This is a genomic window from Trichocoleus sp. ST-U1, assembly GCF_039961835.1.
In the GTDB taxonomy this organism is placed as follows: domain Bacteria; phylum Cyanobacteriota; class Cyanobacteriia; order Cyanobacteriales; family FACHB-T130; genus FACHB-T130.
The window spans coordinates 88,802-107,341 of the sequence record NZ_JAMPJZ010000012.1 but is presented as its reverse complement, the minus strand read 5'-3'; the positions used below and the strand labels follow the sequence as shown (position 1 = coordinate 107,341).

Here is an 18,540-nt window from a genome sequence, read left to right as displayed (position 1 = left end):
GGCTCCGGAGATGATGTTGTTGCCGTACATCAAGGAACCAGCTACGGGTTCGCGGATGCCATCGATGTCCACGGGAGGAGCGGCGATGAAGGCGATGATGAAACAGATGGTGGCAGACAGTAGGGTTGGGATCATCAGAACGCCGAACCAGCCTACATACAGGCGGTTGTCGGTTGATGTGACCCAATCGCAGAACCGTTGCCATACGTTGGCGCTTTCGCGTCTTTGTAAGGTTGTGGTCATGTTTTTATGATTGCTTTGAATTTTCTAGGTTCGAGGTAGTAATTTCTCTACCTTGTTTTCAAGATTAACTCATCTATTGAGTTTTGTAAAGCTTTTTCAACAAAAATTTTTTCGGCTTCCTGATTCAGCCTGGAGGCCATTTCATCTGGCGTCCGCCCAGAATGTGCAAATGTAGATGGGGTACGGTTTGCCCCCCATCCGAGCCGGTGTTAATGACAACGCGGTAGCCGTTGTCGAGTCCGGCTTTTTCTGCAACATTCTTAACAATCAGTAACAAGTGACCCAGGAGGTCGCGATCCTGAGAATCGGCATCGGCAAGCTGAGGAATCGGCTGCTTGGGAATCACGAGGATGTGAATGGGGGCTTGGGGTTGAATATCTTTAAAGGCAAGTGCCAGATCGTCCTCATACACAATGTCTGCGGGGATTTCGCGGCGGATTATCTTGCTGAAGATGGTTCCTGTCGTTTCACTCATGTTGCTTGGTTATTTCGGTGATTAGCTGTGCTTGCAGCCATTTTAAGCCCGAACGATAAAGCTAAGCGCGATCGCGGGAACTCTAATAAAAGATTCTGTTGGTTGGCTTCTCATAAAACTTGTTACAAACCTGGTTTCTAAATGAAAACGGGTTTGGACTACGGCAAATACCAACAGCATCATCAAACAAAAGTGGGGCGAGATTGCCATGCTGGCTAGGGTTTGGAGTGCATCTATCGTCGGTATCGATGCGGTGAAGGTGGGGGTTGAAGTCGATGTATCGGGAGGATTGCCGGGAATTGTGCTGGTGGGATTGCCCGACACCGCAGTTCAGGAGTCGAAGGAGAGGGTGAAGGCGGCACTGAAGAATGCGGGTTATGCCTTTCCGATGAAAAAAATTGTCATAAATCTGACACCTGCGGATTTACGAAAGGAAGGCCCCAGCTTTGATTTGCCCATCAGTGTGGGCATCATGGCGGCGTCTGAGCAGGTGAGTGCCCAGTTGTTAGGAGATTATTTATTCTTAGGGGAAGTTTCCCTAGATGGAAGTCTTCGTCCGGTTGCCGGGGTGCTGCCAATTGCCGCCGCTGCCCAACGAATGGGAATCGCAGGTTTAGTCGTTCCAGCTAATAATGCGCGGGAAGCAGCTGTTGTCAAAGGTCTAGCAGTCTACGGTTTCAAAAATCTGTCCCAAGTGGCTGATTTTCTCAATGAGCCAGAGCGTTATTCGCCAGTGCAGGTGGATGGTAGAGAGGAGTTAGCTAAAACCCACTTCAGCAGTGCAGACTTAAAGGATGTAAAAGGACAGAGCTTTGCCCGTCGTGCCCTAGAAATTGCGGCGGCTGGTGGACATAACTTAGTGTTTGTCGGACCACCGGGAAGTGGGAAGACGATGCTAGCGCGGCGCTTACCGGGGATATTACCGCCGTTAAGCTTTGACGAAGCCCTCGAAGTGACTCAAATCCACTCAGTTGCAGGGTTACTTAAGAATAGAGGATCGCTAGTAAGCGATCGCCCTTACCGCAGTCCTCACCACTCCGCTTCTGGCCCCTCCCTGGTTGGTGGCGGTAGTTTTCCGCGTCCGGGAGAAATATCTTTAGCGCATCGGGGCGTTTTATTTCTGGACGAACTTACAGAATTTAAGCGAGATGTGCTGGAATTCTTGCGTCAGCCGCTTGAAGATGGTTTTGTCACTATCTCCCGCACTCGCCAATCGGTCATGTTTCCGGCTCAGTTTACTTTAGTTGCTAGTACCAATCCCTGTCCGTGCGGTTACTTTGGCGATACGATTCAAGCTTGCACCTGTTCCCCTCGACAGCGAGAACAATACTGGGCAAAGCTTTCTGGCCCTTTGATGGATCGGATCGATTTGCAAGTTGCAGTGAATCGCCTCAAGCCAGAGGAAATTACGCAACAACCGACTGGGGAAGAGTCGGCACCTGTCAGGGAACGAGTAGAAACAGCACGCGATCGCGCTCATACTCGATTTAAAGACGATTCATCTGTGCGTTGCAATGCTCAGATGCAAAGTGGTCATCTGCGGCAATGGTGTCAACTGGATGATGCTTCTCGCCACTTATTAGAAGCAGCCATTCGCAAATTAGGGTTATCAGCCAGAGCCAGCGATCGCATTTTAAAAGTAGCGCGTACTATTGCCGATTTAGCTAGTGATGAAAACCTCAAAACCCACCACGTTGCCGAAGCCATTCAGTACCGCACGATAGATAGAATGCAGTGATATGGAAACAATAAGCCAGGACATTCTTGAAGTAGAGCGTGGCGTTATCTGTCATCAGGTGAATTGTCAGGGACGCATGGGAGCAGGTTTGGCTCTACAAATTCGCGATCGCTGGCCTATTGTCTACGAAGACTATCACAAGTATAAGGGTCAATGGCAGTTGGGAATGGTGCAATTTGTCAAGGTTACAGATGCACCCTTATACGTTTGCAACTTGGCAGGACAGTGGAACTATGGTCGTGCTAACCCTGCTCAAGGTATTATCTACACTGACTATGAAGCGGTGCGGACGGGACTGAAGCAAGTTAATGCTTGGTCAACCGAGAATGCTCTTCCGGTTTATATTCCTTCTGGTATGTCCTGCGGGCTTGCAGGTGGAGATTGGAACATCATCCAAGTCATCATCGAACAGGAGTGTCCTCATGCCATCATCTGTCGCAAGCCAGAAGAGGGCTAGAGATTGTTTCTGTTAACAATGAAGTGATTTGTGCGCGACGATTACCAGCACGAACGAACAGATTTATAGATAAAGAAGTAGTGGTAAAGGGAGGTTAGCAATCGCATTTTTTTGAATTAACCTTAATTTTGCCATTTCAACGGAGATGAAGACCTCAAGACCCATTATGTTGCCGAAGCAATTTAGTATTGCATATTCGATAGAATGCAGTAATTAAGATGAGTTTTTGCCCTGAAAAAGGCACAAAATATGCATTACAATCTTAGTTTCTTAATTTCTTCCAGCAGGTTTTGATACTGTTCTTTATTTCCTTGCCTCTGAAACAAGTTAGCAGCTTTTTGAAAATCCTCAAATGCCTTTTTCTTGTCTCCTAAACTGCGGTGAGAAATTCCTCGGTCGTAATAACCGTAGGCATAATCAGGATTAATTTCGATAGCTCGATCGAAGTCTTTGATTGATTCTTGATAATTTCCAACCCGTTGCTGAGCCAATCCTCGATAATCGTAGGCAAAGAAATTCATTGGGGAAAGGCGGATTGCCTGACTATAGTCTTCTGCTGCTCCCTGATAGTCTCTCAGAAATGTACGGGAAGTACCTCGCTCTAAGTAAGCTAAAACATAATTAGGGTTGCGCTGAATTACTTGGTTGTAATCCTCAATTGCTTGCTGATAATCTTTTAAATCCTGGCGGGACTTACCTCGATATAAGTAAGCTGCAACATAATTAGGATTAAGCTGAAGTGCCTGGTTAAACTCCTCAATGGCTTCTTGCTTATCTCCTTTGTCATAAAGAGCAATCCCTCGTGCGTAGTGCGAAATCGCCTTGTTAGAATTGCTACCCTGAGTCTGGTAATTTTCTGATGGATCGGCGATCGCTACTAAAGGTGCAGTACTGATAATTGCTGTTACTGTTACCGAGGTGACTAAAAAGACAGATAAAGAATTCAAATTGAGAAAATTACAAGTCATCCTTAACTCCTTAATAAATCAAATTAGGGATTTTTCGACAAGAAGCATTTTTTGAGTCGCGGCATATCTGACCGTCAGTTGTACAATAAAACGGTTGTATTCTGCGACACTTGCTGTGATCGAGCGTTATACGTTGCCTGAGATGGGCAACTTGTGGACTGACACCTATAAACTGAAAACTTGGCTCCAGGTTGAAATTGCAGTCTGTGAAGCCCAAGCTGAACTGGGTTATATTCCAACCCAGGCGGTTGAGGAAATTAAGGCGAAAGCTAATTTTGACCCGAAGCGGGTGCTGGAAATTGAGGCTGAAGTCCGCCACGATATGATCGCGTTCTTGACAAACGTCAATGAATATGTAGGCGACGCGGGGCGCTACATTCACCTGGGATTAACCAGTTCGGATGTGCTGGATACAGCTTTGGCGCTGCAACTGGTCGCCAGCTTGGATGTGTTGCTGGCAGGGGTGGAAGATTTGATTGCAGCAATTCGCCAGCAGGCGCAGCAGCATAAGAATACGGTGATGATTGGGCGATCGCACGGCATTCATGCGGAACCGATTACATTTGGCTTTAAGCTAGCGGGATGGTTGGCAGAAGTATTGCGATCGCGCGATCGCCTTCAGCGTCTTCGCAAAGAAATTGCCGTTGGCAAGATTTCCGGTGCAGTAGGAACCTACGCCAATATTGAGCCGAGAGTTGAAGCGATCGCTTGCCAAAAACTGGGACTCGAACCGGATACAGCATCGACGCAAGTAATTTCGCGCGATCGCCATGCCGATTTTGTACAAACTTTGGCTTTAGTGGCTGCCTCGATTGAGCGATTTGCTGTCGAAATTCGCAACCTGCAACGCACGGATGTCCTAGAAGTCGAAGAATTCTTCTCTAAAGGACAAAAAGGCTCCTCTGCGATGCCGCACAAGCGCAACCCGATTCGTTCGGAGCGATTAACGGGAATGGCACGAGTTGTCCGGGGTCATGCTGTTGCAGCTTTGGAAAATGTCGCCCTTTGGCACGAACGGGACATCTCTCACAGTTCCGTGGAGCGGATGATCCTGCCCGATTCCTGCACCATAACGCACTTCATGTTAGCGGAAATAACCGATTTGGTGAAAAACCTGCTGGTTTATCCCGAAAACATGGAACGGAATATGAATTGCTACGGCGGCGTTGTCTTCAGCCAGCGAGTCATGCTCACTCTGGTAGAAAAAGGAATGAGCCGCGAGGACGCCTATGCAACGGTGCAGTCTTGCGCCCATCAAGCGTGGAATAAGACCGATGGCGATTTCCACGATTTGATTGCTAAAGACAGCCGCGTTACACAGCATCTTTCTTCAGAAGAAGTTGAGGCGTGTTTCGCTCCGCAGCATCATTTGCAGCATTTAGACGAGATTTATCAACGTTTGGGGATTTGAGGAACTGCAAAGACGCACTAGCGGAGCCATGCGCGTTAGCGCTATAGAGCGCGAAGGAAGAAAAAGAAGAGTTTTCTTCTTCTCTTTCTTCCTTCGTGTCCTTCGCGTCTTTGCGGTTTATTCCTGTTCCACCCTGTACCCCAAATCTGCTAAATGTAGTCGAGACTGCCGCCATTTCGGCTGCACTTTCACAAATAACTCCAGATAAACTTTCCCCGCAATTAACTTTTGGATTTGTTCTCGGGCGGCACTACCAATCGCTTTGAGCATCGTTCCGCCTTTGCCAATCACAATCCCCTTTTGGGAGTCGCGTTCAACGTAGATAGTCGCCAGAAGGCGAGTAATCGTTGGTTCTTCCTCCACCATGTCAATCGTAACGGCGACTGAGTGGGGAACTTCTTCGCGGGTTAGCAGCAAAATTTGTTCTCGAATCAGTTCCCCCATGATGAAGCGTTCCGGCTGGTCGGTAACATAATCAGGAGGATAATAGTATGGCCCTGGTTCTAGGCGATCGCTGAGTAATTGCTGCAACGCCTCAACTCCCTCTCCGGTGACGGCAGAGAACTTCACAATCGGCCAGTTGTAGGGTTCAGCTAGCTGCGTATAACTCTCATCAATTTGTGGGGAATCTGAGGTTCGCAGGTCGATTTTGTTCATCCCCAACATCACTGGCGTCTTGGTGCGGCTAAGAATATCGACAATATAGCGATCGCCTCCTCCAGAGTCTACCGCTCCATCCACTACAAACAGCACCAAATCCACCGACTCAATCGCAATCTGGGCATTTTTCACCAACACCTCCCCTAACTGGTGGTGCGGTTTATGAATTCCTGGGGTATCAACAAAAATCATCTGTGCCTCTGGCGTCGTCACGATACCCCGGAGTCGGTTGCGTGTCGTCTGCGCCACTGGCGAAGTGATGGCAATTTTTTGCCCCACCATATAGTTCATCAATGTAGACTTACCCACATTAGGGCGTCCAATAATCCCAATGAAGCCCGATTTATATCCTTCCGGGGCTTTCGGAATGCTGAAAATTCCTGACTCGTCTAGGATATTTCCCTCGCCTTTATTAACTGCTGCGTTTGTCGTCGTCCCATCTTCCATCATGTTTGCGTTTTTAAAAACCCCTACATCACTGATAATACATACTCTCCTTCGTTAACTGCGTGATTCGTCGAAATATCAAAGACTAAACCAGCGTTCTCCGCACAAACATCAATTAATTTTGGTAATTCCTCTTTATTAAAGCTAATAATTTGATAAAGCCTTTCCCCAGCCTCGATTGAAGCACCTAGTTTGACTCTCGATTGGATCATTCCTCCCCTAGGTGCATAATATTTTTTTAGGGTGCTTTTTGAAACAAAAGTTACTTTGTGGGATGCAGTTTGCGGTAAAGGAAAATCAGGAATCGATAAAACGTCTTTCTGGGCTAAGTAATTTTTGATGCCTTGGACTCCTTTCTCCACTGATTCCGGATTCATTTGCATTCCCGAACCCAGTTCTAGCGTCCAAGATTCTTTATCAAAAACTATCGGTTTTCCTAGAGTTTCGAGCTGATTTTCTAAGGCTAACCAAGGCTTTAGGAAAGCTTCATCAAAAGCATCTCCATCATATTCATTCAGTAAAATTTCACGCTCAAGTAAAAAATACTTGGCACTTTCTTCTCTACGGTGGAAGCCATATAAGTAATCTATCGCTTGATTAGACGAGCTATGAATATCAATTACATAATCAGCATCCAAGCACAAAGATTGTAACTGATAGCGGTATCGTTCATTAAAAGGCGCTCCACTGGGAGACTTGATTTTTTCTAAAAGCTTGTCAAAAATTGTTTTAATACGCTTAAAATATTCGTTCTGTATAGCATCAACCTCAAGATTGATGTGATGTTTTGTAAATTCTTCTAAATTTTCACATTCCTTTTCATAGTCCCAGAAAATGCGATTCCAGTCTTTGCCATCGCTGGGATTGTATCGACCTGTGGAAAAATAATGAGTCCGCTGATTGGTACTGATGGGATTGCAAACAGGAACTAGCCAAATTTCACCCTTAAGCTGGGTATCCTTGATACTAACCAGAAACTCGATTAGCTGGTGAATGACAGCATTGCCAACAATCTCTGCACCGTGCAGATTGGCTTGTAAATATGTTTTTTTACCAGGGTTAGCACCAATAAATTTATAAACTTGAATCGAGAGGCGATCGCCTGAAGCTAATTGTTGAATTGGTACTGTAGAAATAGTAGGAATCATGGAGAAATTATCTTACATTAATATACCTTGGCGAATGAAATTCGCGGCTACACAGACGAAACCCGCCTCCGCAGGTTTTAATGTTATCTGCGAAAGCAGACTTTGTTTGTATAGCCGTGATTTCTAATCACTAGGTAACTTACAAATAAATCATGTACCGGGTAAGGTACGCAAACGCTCATCCAAATGAATGCGATCGCTTAAAGCATGAAGTAATGGCCCATGAGCGCCAAACTCCACTATACTGACCGAACCCACCGGACATCCCAAGCGAAAACGAAAGCGTCCGACATCAATTCCCAGCAAGCTACACAGCATAATTCGGATAGTCGCTTTGTGTGCAACAATCAAAACATTGCCGTTGTTAAACCGCTGCTTGATTTCTTCAATCACTTGTAACGAACGGTGAGCGATCGCTACTGCTAATTCTCCCTCAGTCGGCGGATACCAAGCAGGATCGGCAGTCCAGCGAATATAATCATCGTGATACTCCCGGTCAACGGTTTCTATAGTTTTTCCTTCCCACTTACCATAGTTAATCTCTTTCAAACCGTCCCGCAATTCCATCTGCATCCCCACAGCTTCACACAGCGGTTTTGCAGTTGCTACGGTACGCCGCATTGGACTACAAAAAATAGCATTCCAAGGTAGGGAACGATAGGTAACAGCAAAAGCTTTTGCCATCTCTAGTCCATCTGGCGTCAAATCTGGATCTATGGAACCACAGAAAACATTATCTCGGCTGCGGTCTGTTTGTCCGTGGCGGAGGAAATAAAGCTTTAGACTCAAGGTAGTTTTCTCCGATTATCTGAGTTAAGGATACAACCACCTTTGGGATAATGATGTTTTTACGCACACCCTTATCTAGCGTCAAAGAGTTTAGCGTCAACTACTAGCATCATAGGGAACCGGTTTACTTGTATCAAAAATATCAGCTAATTCGCAGCTAATTCATCCTTAGTCATGCCAGTTTGAGCCAGTATCCGATCTATTGACTCACTGCTACTTGCTTCAGATTCCACCTTTTTGGTTGCGATCGCGCAGTAGTCACATTCTAGGCTAGTTTTTACTGAGCTAAATTTGGGGAGAATGCGAGTGATTATAAGTGAAAGTAAACTTTGTAGCATAAAGACGTAGCGACTAGAAAGGCAACTTGCAACCCTTTTGTAATCCAGTCGGCAACAGCCCTTCCAAAGCATACTCAGCAGCCATATCAGGATAGTAAGTTGTAATGGGCAAGCGGATTGTTTGGGTCGAACCAATATGCATTTCGCTCAGCCAGTAAACTTGAGCAGCTAAGAATCCAGGTCTGGTTTCACCACGTCGCCGTCGTACGATAATCGGACGTGGAACAAAATTAGTTCCCCCTTTTATTTCTGTTTTACCTGTGGTCATCAGAGCAACTTCAGTCTCCGAAATAGGCCATGCTAATCCTCTACGGGGATTTTCCCATTTTTTGGATTTCTCATTCCACTGCCCAGCACGAGGATATCCAGACTTCAGAATTTCCACTGCATCTAATTTCTGTATTCCCGCTTGGCTTAATTCCGGCATAAGTTCATCTAGCAAATCAAGTTCATCTGCTTGGAAATAACCATCTCGGTGAATAACTAAATGGTTAAGGGGAGTTTGATTTCTTTCTTCATAAAGGTTAATTAAATCAAAAATAATACTGCGTAAAGCTGTAATATCAAAAGTTTCCCGGTGACTCTGAAAGTTGGCAGGGAACCACCCAAGAACCTTCCCTTGCGGACTCACAATAAATGCAGCTACACCAACAGCTACACCATCTTTGCGCCCAATATCCAAACCCAGAAAAGCTTGTGCTTCTCCAGGCATATGTTTAAGTTGCCAAGGGCAATAGCCCAATTTCCCCAATATTCCTAACAACAGATTGTAACCTGTATTATCTTCAAACTTAGCTTTTAGTGTACTTTCTTCAATTGCCTGAGAAGGCAACATAGCTTTAACAAATTCTCGTTTAAATATGGGGTATGGATCAAATTTGGGGTTTAATATAAATTCTTCTTTATCCGGTACAAATATTAGTGCTAGGTCATATTTTTCTAAATCACGGCATTTTCGCTGAATTTCTAAAGTGTTACCTATACGATAAGAGTAATATTCAAAAAAATCGTCTTGTATCAATATAAATTGAATGCCGAAACCTGCTGCAAATTTCTCAAACTCTTCGCACCATTCAATAACCTTCCAGTTTTCTGGATGAAAAACCACAATTTTTATCTGTTCTGGCTTTTCTAGTAATCTTTTTTTTCTTAGCCCTTGGGTGGGGTAGCTGCCAAAACAGCTTTTACCAAAATCGAGATTATTTTTATGCTTTTCAGGAAAGTCTCTTTGAGGATCTGGATAATATGGAGCCGTGTTAAAAGTAATTTTTTGACCAGGTATGTCTATTCCTAGGGAGTCATTTAAATGCCCAATTTCCTGGATGGCTGTTTTAAATCGCTTATCAATAGACCAAATTTGAGCATTAAATACTCTAGCCTCAACGTCATCTTTGGTAAATGTTTTTTTGAGCAAATGAGAAATGTGGGGGTAGATCAAATCTTCTCCCTTTGAACCGTAGTTGACGTTGATAGCAGGCGTTTCAGGAGGAATGGCACTGAGAACTTGTTCAGAGACTTCTCCTTTGCGGCGATGGTACTCCAGTAGGCTGATATTACCTAATCCGCTTTGAATATCGGAGACTGTAAATCCAGCTAATCCCACATAGCGACAGCTTTTTCCATCATAGCTGTGAACTAGCTGCTGGTCAGGAGTCAAACTTGATAACTCACGTTCATCTAGCGTGTAACGGCTGTGATACGAGTTGCTATAGTCGATGGAAAAGAATACATATTTGTCGGTATCGATACGCAGATTCCATTTAATAAATCGCTGTGCTTCAATCTCCTCTGAAATCTTTAGTGTCTCCAAAAAAACCTCGCGCTCGTAAGCATCCACTCTTAAACCCCGGCTGCGGAAGTAATCGCTCACGCCTAGATTCAGAATCTGCTCTAACTGACGGCGATATTTAGGGGCAGTTATGTCTACAGCTAAAAATGACAAAATCTGAAAGGAACCATTACTCTTTAGTTGGGAAGGACTCAGCAAGCAAAATTCTGTTGTATCGGCTACTACAGGTATTCTCTTTTCCCGACGCAGACAGCTAGCTAGCTTACCTAGTTCTGAGGCTAATTGATTGGGAGCGATCGCTTGGTTTAAGTCCACCCGATGAGCGTAGAAAGAAAGTGCTGCGATTGGCTTTATAGATTGAAAACTAAGTTCGTGAATTGCCATTCTTTTTGGTCTTATATGTGGCAGAAATTTAATGTGATTTGGTCGAAAAAACACTATATATGTACTGCCATAATTAAGTCAATAGTATCTAGGAACTATATAAAAATAAAAATCCCCCTTCCTGGAGAAGAGAGGTACATCCGTTTATTGAGCTTGTTTATAACTATATTTCTGCGTCAGAAATACGCAGCAACTAAGATTACCACTTCAAAAATGCGGCATCGCTTCCCTGTTCGCGCCTAATTTTTGAATCCTTCTCAAACCAAGTGATAATCTGCTCAGGTGTTAAATCTTCAATAACAACACCGTACTCTTCGGCGATGTGTTTCAACACTCTTAGAGATGAAATAGTTAATCTTGTTATAAATTTTTCATGAGTTTGAAGCAGTGCTGAATCTACCTTAACCGCTTCTTCGTATGTCAAAAATTGTTCTGATGGTTGCTGTGGTTGAGTCATAAATATTTTTAGTTACTGTTCCTTAATTAAATAGCCGCAGCGATGTTCTCCGTTAATAATCCAGTGCGTCCGTTCTACTTTACAATCTTGCAGAGCAGCAGCAAACATTTCTAATTCATGTCCGCAAACGCTGGGAAAAGACGAGGCGACGTGGGAAATGGCACAGTTATGCTCTACCAATATAAATTGAGTATCGTTTTCCTCCAGAGGATACCACTCTGCCATATAACCTTCAGCTTTGCGGAGTTCGACTAATTTGGCAACGCGATCGCGCAAATTGCCCCTTCCCAGTCTCACTCGATATTCCATCGCCTTGCGTTCCCAGTGCTTTCGCAACACGGTACTGGCTTGCTCATAACCGAGCGTTTCTGTCAAGGTGTCTAGGAAATCAACGGCAAACTCTCCGTAACGACTGGGGAAGCGATCGCGCCCTTCTTGACTCAGCTCGTAGACGTGCTGCGGGCGTCCCATCGCCGCAGGCACCGATTGATGCACGATTAGCCCTTCTGTCTCCAAATCCTTCAGATGACGCCGAATCGCCTGCGGACTTACCTCAAAGGCGTCAGCCAGCTCCTGAGCCGTGGCTTGACCTGTTTTCAGTAAATGTTGCAAGATGTCCTGTTTGGTGGAAGGCTGCTGAGTAATCGCCATCGTCTTGCGGTAAAATTCCTACTGGACTTTGACAACATCTATGTTGCTAAAGTATTTTAAAATAGAATTAAGTAAAGCAACAAGCCTGTTGTTTTACTATTGTAGTTGCAGTTTGACTGGGCGATCTACTCCGGACGCCCATGCCCTGAGCCTGCCATCCTGAGAGATTTGTCCGAAACAAACACGCGAGAACACTTTTATCTATGACTGCTAGCGTTAAAACCTTAGTCAATCAGCCCTATAAATACGGGTTTGTCACAGACATTGAAACAGATAGCATTCCTCGCGGACTTAGTGAGGACGTTGTTCGCCTGATCTCCGCCAAGAAAGAAGAACCGGAGTTCATGCTAGAGTTTCGCCTCAAAGCCTATCGGCAATGGCTGAAGATGACAGAGCCAACTTGGCCTCATGTCAAGTATCCGGCTATTGACTACCAGGACATCATCTACTACTCCGCGCCGAAGCAAAAGCCCAAAAAGCTGGGTAGCCTAGATGAAGTCGATCCAACTTTGTTAGAAGCCTACGAGAAGCTAGGGATTTCGCTTTCAGAGCAAAAGCGGTTGTCTAACGTTGCCGTAGATGCCATCTTTGATAGTGTTTCAGTTGCCACAACATTTAAAGAGAAGCTAGCCAAAGACGGCGTGATCTTCTGTTCCATTTCCGAAGCTTTGCGGGAACACCCAGAACTGGTGCAGAAGTACCTCGGCAGCGTTGTGCCAGTAGCAGATAATTACTTCGCCGCCCTCAACTCAGCCGTATTTAGCGATGGTTCCTTCGTCTACATCCCCAAAGGCACCAAATGCCCGATGGAACTCTCCACCTACTTCCGCATCAACAGCGGAGATACAGGGCAGTTTGAGCGCACGCTAATTATTGCCGAAGAAGGCAGCTCTGTGTCATATCTGGAAGGCTGCACAGCACCGATGTTTGACACCAACCAGCTGCACGCGGCTGTGGTGGAACTGGTTGCCCTCGACAACGCTGAAATTAAATACTCCACGGTACAAAACTGGTACCCCGGCGACGAAAATGGCAAAGGCGGTATTTACAACTTTGTTACCAAGCGCGGGCTGTGTCAGGGAGTCAATTCTAAGATTTCTTGGACGCAGGTAGAAACGGGTTCCGCGATTACCTGGAAGTACCCAAGTTGCGTGTTAGTTGGCGATAATTCTGTGGGTGAATTTTACTCTGTTGCCCTCACGAATCATATGCAGCAAGCCGACACCGGAACCAAAATGGTGCATATCGGCAAAAACACCCGCAGCACGATTATTTCCAAGGGAATTTCGGCGGGTAAGTCGGCAAATAGCTATCGCGGTTTGGTGAAAATTGGCCCTAAGGCAAAGGGTGCGAGAAATTATTCTCAGTGCGACTCGATGCTGATTGGCGATAATGCCCAAGCGAATACTTTCCCTTATATCCAGGTGCAGAATAACACCGGGAAAGTGGAGCATGAAGCTTCTACCTCAAAAATTGGGGAAGAACAGCTGTTCTTTTTCTCGCAGCGGGGCATTTCCGCAGAAGATGCTATTTCGATGATGATTAGCGGCTTCTGTAAGGATGTGTTTAATCAGCTGCCGATGGAATTTGCTGTTGAAGCTGATAGGTTGTTGAGCATGAAGTTAGAAGGCAGTGTGGGATAAATGAAACTACAGATAAACACAGATAAACGCCGATAAATTATCCGTGTTATCTGTGTTTATCTACGGTTGAATTTCTTTACTCAAAAAGGTAAGGCGGGCATTGCCTACTTTTAGGCTGAAATAGAATAAAAAACGCGAAGACGCTAAGGGCATAGAGGAAAAAGAGAGGAAAGATGATTATTGAAAATAGTGAGGTGATCCTATCAGTTCGGGATCTCACGGCAAATGTTGATGAAACTCCGATTCTTAAGGGTTTGAATCTAGAAGTAAAGGCGGGAGAAATCCATGCCATTATGGGACCAAATGGTTCCGGAAAAAGCACCTTTTCTAAGGTTTTGGCTGGGCATCCGGCGTATGAGGTGACGGGCGGTGAGGTAATTTTCCGAGGTCAAAATCTTCTAGAAATGGAAGCAGAAGAACGCGCTAGGGCTGGGATATTTTTGGCGTTTCAATATCCTTTGGAAATTCCTGGTGTTAGTAATGTGGATTTCCTCAGAGTTGCCTATAATTCCCGTCGCAAGGCTGAGGGATTAGAGGAATTGGATGCTTTTGATTTTGATGAGTTGGTGCATGAAAAGCTGGATGTGGTAAAGATGAATCCTGCTTTCCTTAGCCGCAGTGTAAATGAAGGTTTTTCTGGTGGTGAGAAGAAGCGGAACGAGATTCTGCAAATGGCACTGCTAGAACCAAAGTTAGCCATTTTAGATGAAACGGATTCAGGGCTAGATATTGACGCGCTGAAGATTGTGGCGGATGGTGTGAATCAGCTGGCAAATGCAGAGAATGCGATGCTGGTGATTACTCACTATCAGCGACTACTGAATTACATCGTGCCAGATTTCGTTCACGTCATGGAAGCCGGACGAATTATTACCAGTGGTGGTAAAGAATTGGCGTTGGAATTGGAATCTCGCGGTTATGAGTGGGTAAGGGAAGAAGAAGCAGCTGAGGTGGGTGCAAAATGACAATTCAAGTAACTTCTATTCCCAATCCAGAAGAAGTTGGGTTAAAGTCTGCTGCGGCTAATCGAGATGCCAAGCTGGTTGAGTTGTTAAACTTGTCTCGCAGTCAAGAATTACAGGTACTCGATCCAGAGATGGTTGGCTGGTTGCAAGAATTACGCGATCGCGCTGCTTCCTGGCTACCTCATCTCAAGTTTCCCACCACCCGCGATGAAGAGTGGCGTGTCACAGACATCTCGGCTTTGTTAAAGTTGTCTTTCCAAGCTGCGAAATCTGCGGATGTATCCCAGTCAGCAATTGAAGGATTGACTTTAGCAGAAGCAGCCGAAAGTCGTCTAGTTTTCGTTAACGGTGTTTATGCACCTGCGCTGTCATCTGTTGCTAATCTGCCAGATGGGATATTTGCCGGAAATTTAGCCCAACTGCCAATAACTTATCGCACTCGCATCGATAATTATTTTGCCCAACAAAAGGGTTTTGATGAGGTATTCACCGCCTTAAATACAGCAGGCTTAACTGATGCTGCTGTAGTGTGGGTAGCGAAGAATGTGGTAGTAGAAACACCGATTCATTTGCTGTTTCTGTCTACTTTTAGCGATCGCCCTACCCTATCTCAGCCACGCTGTTTGGTCGTCGCTGAATCTAACTCTCAAGTAACCCTAATAGAAGATTATTTGCCAGTCGGCGACTGGTGTGCGGATAAAACTCATCCGTATTTAATCAATACGGTTACAGAGATTTGGGTAGAAGAAAATGCTGAAGTTCGCCACAACCGGATTCAACGAGATAGTGGCGCAGCGTTTCATATTGGCAAGAGTGCGATCGCGCAATCTCGTAACAGCCGCTACACTTGCAATGCAGTGAGTTTGGGTGGCAAAATATCCCGCCACAACCTAGAAATTTATCAGTTGGGCGAACAAACTGAAACTACCCTCAATGGTTTAACCATGATCTCTGGGGAACAGATTGGCGATACTCACAGCGCGATTATTCTCAACCATCCCCACAGCACAACTCGTCAATTACAAAAGTGTATTGTGGCTGACAAGGCTCATTCCGTATTTAACGGTAAAGTCTTAGTTGCCAAAGCAGCACAATTGACGGATGCGGGACAATTAAATCGTAACTTGCTGTTGTCGCCTAAAGCGAGAGTCGATACCAAACCCCAACTGGAAATCATTGCCGATAACGTGAAATGTACTCACGGTGCCACGGTAAGTCAGTTGGATGATGAGGAAGTCTTTTACCTGCAAAGTCGTGGTTTAGACAAGGTGAGTGCTAACAACTTGTTAGTTGACGCTTTTGCGATAGAAATTATCAACCAGATTCCTATCGCATCTCTGCAAACAAGTCTCTCTCGATGTGTCGCTTGTAGAACCCTCGAATAGTCTGGAATAGGTAATCGGTAATAAGTAATGTAATTTTGAAGAAATAACTTTTACCAGTTACCAATTACCAATTATCAATTACCCATTACCTTTTTACCCATGACTCTTACCAAAGATAGAACACTAGCCGATAAAGTCCGTGCAGATTTCCCAATTCTGCACCAAGAAGTCAACGGCAAACCCCTAGTTTATCTAGACAATGCCGCCACATCCCAAAAACCTCTGGCGGTGTTAAACGCCATTCGGGATTACTATGAGCAGTACAATTCAAACGTACATCGGGGCGTTCACACCCTCAGCGCCAAAGCCACAGATGCCTACGAAGGTGCTAGAGACAAAGTTGCTGCTTTTGTAAATGCTGCCTCGCGTCAAGAAATTATCTACACCCGCAACGCCAGCGAAGCGATTAACTTAATCGCTTACAGTTGGGGAATGAACAATTTGCAGCGAGGGGATGAAATCATCCTCTCCGTAATGGAACACCACAGCAATCTAATTCCTTGGCAGTTCGTGGCGCAAAGAACGGGCGCGGTGCTGAAATTTGTAGAACTAACGCCAGACGGAATTTTTGATTTAGAACACTTCAAATCTCTAATTTCCGACAAAACCAAACTGGTTAGCACTGTTTATGTCTCTAACACATTGGGATGTATTAACCCAGTTAAATCGATAACCGAAATTGCTCACAAATACGGTGCCAAAGTCTTAATTGACGCTTGCCAAGCTGCACCTCACATGGTGTTAGACGTGCAAGCCATAGACTGCGATTGGCTAGTCGCCTCCGGTCACAAAATGTGCGCTCCGACTGGGATTGGCTTCCTCTACGGTAAGCTAGATTTGCTGCGTTCCATGCCTCCCTTTTTAGGCGGTGGGGAGATGATTGCAGATGTATTTCTCGACCATGCTACTTATGCAGATTTGCCGCATAAGTTTGAAGCCGGAACGCCCTCAATTGGGGAAGCTATCGCGCTCGGTGCAGCTGTAGATTATCTTAGTGGTATTGGGATGCACAATATCCATACCTACGAAGCCGAGTTAACAGCTTATCTCTTCCAACAGTTGCAGCAAATCCCAGAAATCAAAACTTATGGGCCACAACCCACCAGCACTGGAGAAGGTAGAGCCGCGCTGGCTGCATTCACCGCTGGAGATGTCCACCCTCACGACTTGTCTACCATTTTAGATCAAGCTGGCATCGCCATCCGTGCCGGACACCACTGCACCCAACCTTTACACCGTTACTTGAAAGTGCAATCTACTGCACGGGCAAGTTTGTATTTCTACAACACCCGCGAAGAGATTGATCTTTTCATCGCATCTTTAAAAGAAGCTGTCGAATTTTTTGGCAGTATCTTCGGCTAAGTTAACTTAAGCCCTGGCGAATGTAATTCGCGGCTACACAAACGAAGTCCGCCTGCGCGGACTTAAAGAAACACAAGGTTTTGAAACCTGCGTAGGCAGGTTTTGTCTGTGTAGCTGCGGTTTCAACCGCCTCTTTAAGTGTAATGCCCACCTTATCCACTATTAATAATTGGGCGAATTTAGTGATGATTATCACCTCAACTCCAGCCGAACAAAGAACCTTACTACCCAACATTAGCTGGGAAACTTTAGAAGCCTTGCTGATAGAAACAGGTGAGGATAGAGGCTGGCGGTTTGCTTATGACGGAAGCACTCTAGAACTTATGACCCCGCTTTTTGAACATGAAAACCCCAAAATACAATTTGACCGCTTAATCTTCGCCTTAGCTGAAGAATTACAAATAGAAATTAAAAGCGCTGGTTCTACTACTTTGAAGAGAAAAATAGCCAATCGAGGCATAGAACCAGATAATTGTTACTATATCCAAAACGAACCAGCCGTAAGAGGTAAGCAAAAACTGGATTTAGAAACAGATCTGCCGCCAGATTTAGCAATTGAAATCGATATTACCAGCAGTTCTGTTAACAAGTTTGAGATTTACTCAGCGCTGGGTGTCACTGAACTCTGGAGATACAACGGACGAGATTTAAAATTCTATCAGCTAACAGAAGGAAAATATATCGAGTGCGAATACAGCATTGCCTTTCCCATCGTATCGGTAACTGAAATCAGTAATTTTATCGAGCAAAGTAAAACTATGGGAGAAATTGCCTTATTGAAGTCATTTCGCGCTTGGGTGAGGCAGAAAATATCTTAGTGGAGTAGCAGCAAATACTATACTTAATTATCCCCAATTTATAGCTAGATAGCCTCTATATTCTGCTTTTTATGAGAAATTATATATTCAAAAATATCTTTCATAGTGAAATTAGGATAACCACTTAAACCTGTATAATTATATATATATTCATCAGTAATTTCTATATCGAACTCCTCTTCTATAGCTAATATAACTTCTTTGCCATCAAGCTCATCAGCTCTAAGAGCGTGAGCAAAATTTGTATTTAAAGTAATTTTATCAGTTTCTATCTCAAGCTGTGTTGAAACTATAATTTTGAGTCTTATAAAAATAGTTATATTAGGCAAAAAATGAGGATGATACTGAAGAGTATAAATTTGCTTAATATTAGATTGGCTACTAATGTTAAGTCGTGAGAAAGTTTTTTGAA

General features: G+C 44.7%; 17 protein-coding genes and 1 pseudogene. 8 read left to right on the top strand and 10 right to left on the bottom strand.

Annotated elements, in window-relative coordinates; all coding sequences use genetic code 11:
- Positions 1 to 243 (bottom strand): annotated as a pseudogene (locus tag NDA06_RS07340) (photosystem II q(b) protein); the annotation flags it as partial.
- A 124-nt stretch (positions 244 to 367) separates the two neighbouring features.
- A complete protein-coding gene (locus NDA06_RS07335; RefSeq protein WP_190667786.1) occupies positions 368 to 718 on the bottom strand; it encodes a histidine triad nucleotide-binding protein in 351 nt (116 codons plus the stop codon).
- A 208-nt stretch (positions 719 to 926) separates the two neighbouring features.
- On the opposite strand from NDA06_RS07335, the gene NDA06_RS07330 reads away from it, so the two are divergent.
- Together NDA06_RS07330 and NDA06_RS07325 are read left to right on the top strand one after the other, a co-directional pair.
- The gene (locus NDA06_RS07330; RefSeq protein ID WP_190985149.1) at positions 927 to 2,456 is read left to right on the top strand and encodes a YifB family Mg chelatase-like AAA ATPase; all 1,530 of its coding nucleotides are present in this window, start codon (positions 927 to 929) and stop codon (positions 2,454 to 2,456) included.
- Between the two features lies 1 nt (position 2,457).
- Complete coding sequence (locus NDA06_RS07325; RefSeq protein WP_190985150.1) at positions 2,458 to 2,913, top strand: Appr-1-p processing protein; 456 nt, start codon at positions 2,458 to 2,460, stop codon at positions 2,911 to 2,913.
- A 254-nt stretch (positions 2,914 to 3,167) separates the two neighbouring features.
- On the opposite strand, the gene NDA06_RS07320 is transcribed toward NDA06_RS07325, so the two are convergent.
- Positions 3,168 to 3,881 (bottom strand): tetratricopeptide repeat protein, encoded by a 714-nt coding sequence (locus NDA06_RS07320; RefSeq protein WP_190676025.1) that lies wholly within the window; start codon positions 3,879 to 3,881, stop codon positions 3,168 to 3,170.
- 115 nt (positions 3,882 to 3,996) lie between these two features.
- Here NDA06_RS07320 and purB point away from each other — a divergent pair, with 115 nt between their 5' ends.
- Complete coding sequence (gene purB, locus NDA06_RS07315; RefSeq protein ID WP_190985186.1) at positions 3,997 to 5,292, top strand: adenylosuccinate lyase; 1,296 nt, start codon at positions 3,997 to 3,999, stop codon at positions 5,290 to 5,292.
- Between the two features lie 117 nt (positions 5,293 to 5,409).
- Here purB and era read toward each other — a convergent pair whose 3' ends face one another.
- The 6 genes from era to sufR all read right to left on the bottom strand — a co-directional run bounded on the left by era (position 5,410) and on the right by sufR (position 11,955).
- Complete coding sequence (gene era, locus NDA06_RS07310; protein ID WP_190985187.1) at positions 5,410 to 6,399, bottom strand: GTPase Era; 990 nt, start codon at positions 6,397 to 6,399, stop codon at positions 5,410 to 5,412.
- 23 nt (positions 6,400 to 6,422) lie between these two features.
- The gene (locus NDA06_RS07305; RefSeq protein WP_190985151.1) at positions 6,423 to 7,547 is read right to left on the bottom strand and encodes a succinylglutamate desuccinylase/aspartoacylase family protein; all 1,125 of its coding nucleotides are present in this window, start codon (positions 7,545 to 7,547) and stop codon (positions 6,423 to 6,425) included.
- A 150-nt stretch (positions 7,548 to 7,697) separates the two neighbouring features.
- On the bottom strand, positions 7,698 to 8,336 hold the full coding sequence (locus NDA06_RS07300) for a histidine phosphatase family protein (protein WP_190688783.1): 639 nt from the start codon (positions 8,334 to 8,336) through the stop codon (positions 7,698 to 7,700).
- Between the two features lie 351 nt (positions 8,337 to 8,687).
- Positions 8,688 to 10,901, bottom strand: coding sequence for a Piwi domain-containing protein (locus NDA06_RS07295; RefSeq protein WP_190985152.1), 2,214 nt, complete (start codon positions 10,899 to 10,901; stop codon positions 8,688 to 8,690).
- 145 nt (positions 10,902 to 11,046) lie between these two features.
- Positions 11,047 to 11,304 (bottom strand): hypothetical protein, encoded by a 258-nt coding sequence (locus NDA06_RS07290; protein WP_190412103.1) that lies wholly within the window; start codon positions 11,302 to 11,304, stop codon positions 11,047 to 11,049.
- A gap of 12 nt (positions 11,305 to 11,316) precedes the next feature.
- Positions 11,317 to 11,955: an iron-sulfur cluster biosynthesis transcriptional regulator SufR gene (sufR, locus tag NDA06_RS07285; protein WP_190985153.1), complete on the bottom strand. Its 639-nt coding sequence runs from the start codon at positions 11,953 to 11,955 to the stop codon at positions 11,317 to 11,319.
- 203 nt (positions 11,956 to 12,158) lie between these two features.
- On the opposite strand from sufR, the gene sufB reads away from it, so the two are divergent.
- The 5 genes from sufB to NDA06_RS07260 all read left to right on the top strand — a co-directional run bounded on the left by sufB (position 12,159) and on the right by NDA06_RS07260 (position 18,128).
- Positions 12,159 to 13,598 (top strand): Fe-S cluster assembly protein SufB, encoded by a 1,440-nt coding sequence (gene sufB / locus NDA06_RS07280; protein ID WP_190412101.1) that lies wholly within the window; start codon positions 12,159 to 12,161, stop codon positions 13,596 to 13,598.
- Positions 13,599 to 13,771: 173 nt separating this feature from the next.
- Entirely contained in the window at positions 13,772 to 14,563 is a 792-nt protein-coding gene (gene sufC, locus NDA06_RS07275) for a Fe-S cluster assembly ATPase SufC (RefSeq protein ID WP_190412100.1), read from the top strand.
- Positions 14,560 to 15,948 (top strand): Fe-S cluster assembly protein SufD, encoded by a 1,389-nt coding sequence (gene sufD, locus NDA06_RS07270; protein WP_190985154.1) that lies wholly within the window; start codon positions 14,560 to 14,562, stop codon positions 15,946 to 15,948. The genes sufC and sufD overlap by 4 nt, the downstream gene beginning before the upstream one ends.
- Positions 15,949 to 16,047: 99 nt before the next feature.
- On the top strand, positions 16,048 to 17,310 hold the full coding sequence (locus NDA06_RS07265) for a SufS family cysteine desulfurase (RefSeq protein ID WP_190985155.1): 1,263 nt from the start codon (positions 16,048 to 16,050) through the stop codon (positions 17,308 to 17,310).
- A 185-nt stretch (positions 17,311 to 17,495) separates the two neighbouring features.
- On the top strand, positions 17,496 to 18,128 hold the full coding sequence (locus NDA06_RS07260) for a Uma2 family endonuclease (RefSeq protein ID WP_190985188.1): 633 nt from the start codon (positions 17,496 to 17,498) through the stop codon (positions 18,126 to 18,128).
- A 44-nt stretch (positions 18,129 to 18,172) separates the two neighbouring features.
- On the opposite strand, the gene NDA06_RS07255 is transcribed toward NDA06_RS07260, so the two are convergent.
- Positions 18,173 to 18,457 (bottom strand): acyl carrier protein, encoded by a 285-nt coding sequence (locus NDA06_RS07255; RefSeq protein ID WP_199324018.1) that lies wholly within the window; start codon positions 18,455 to 18,457, stop codon positions 18,173 to 18,175.
- Positions 18,458 to 18,540 lie beyond the last annotated feature (83 nt).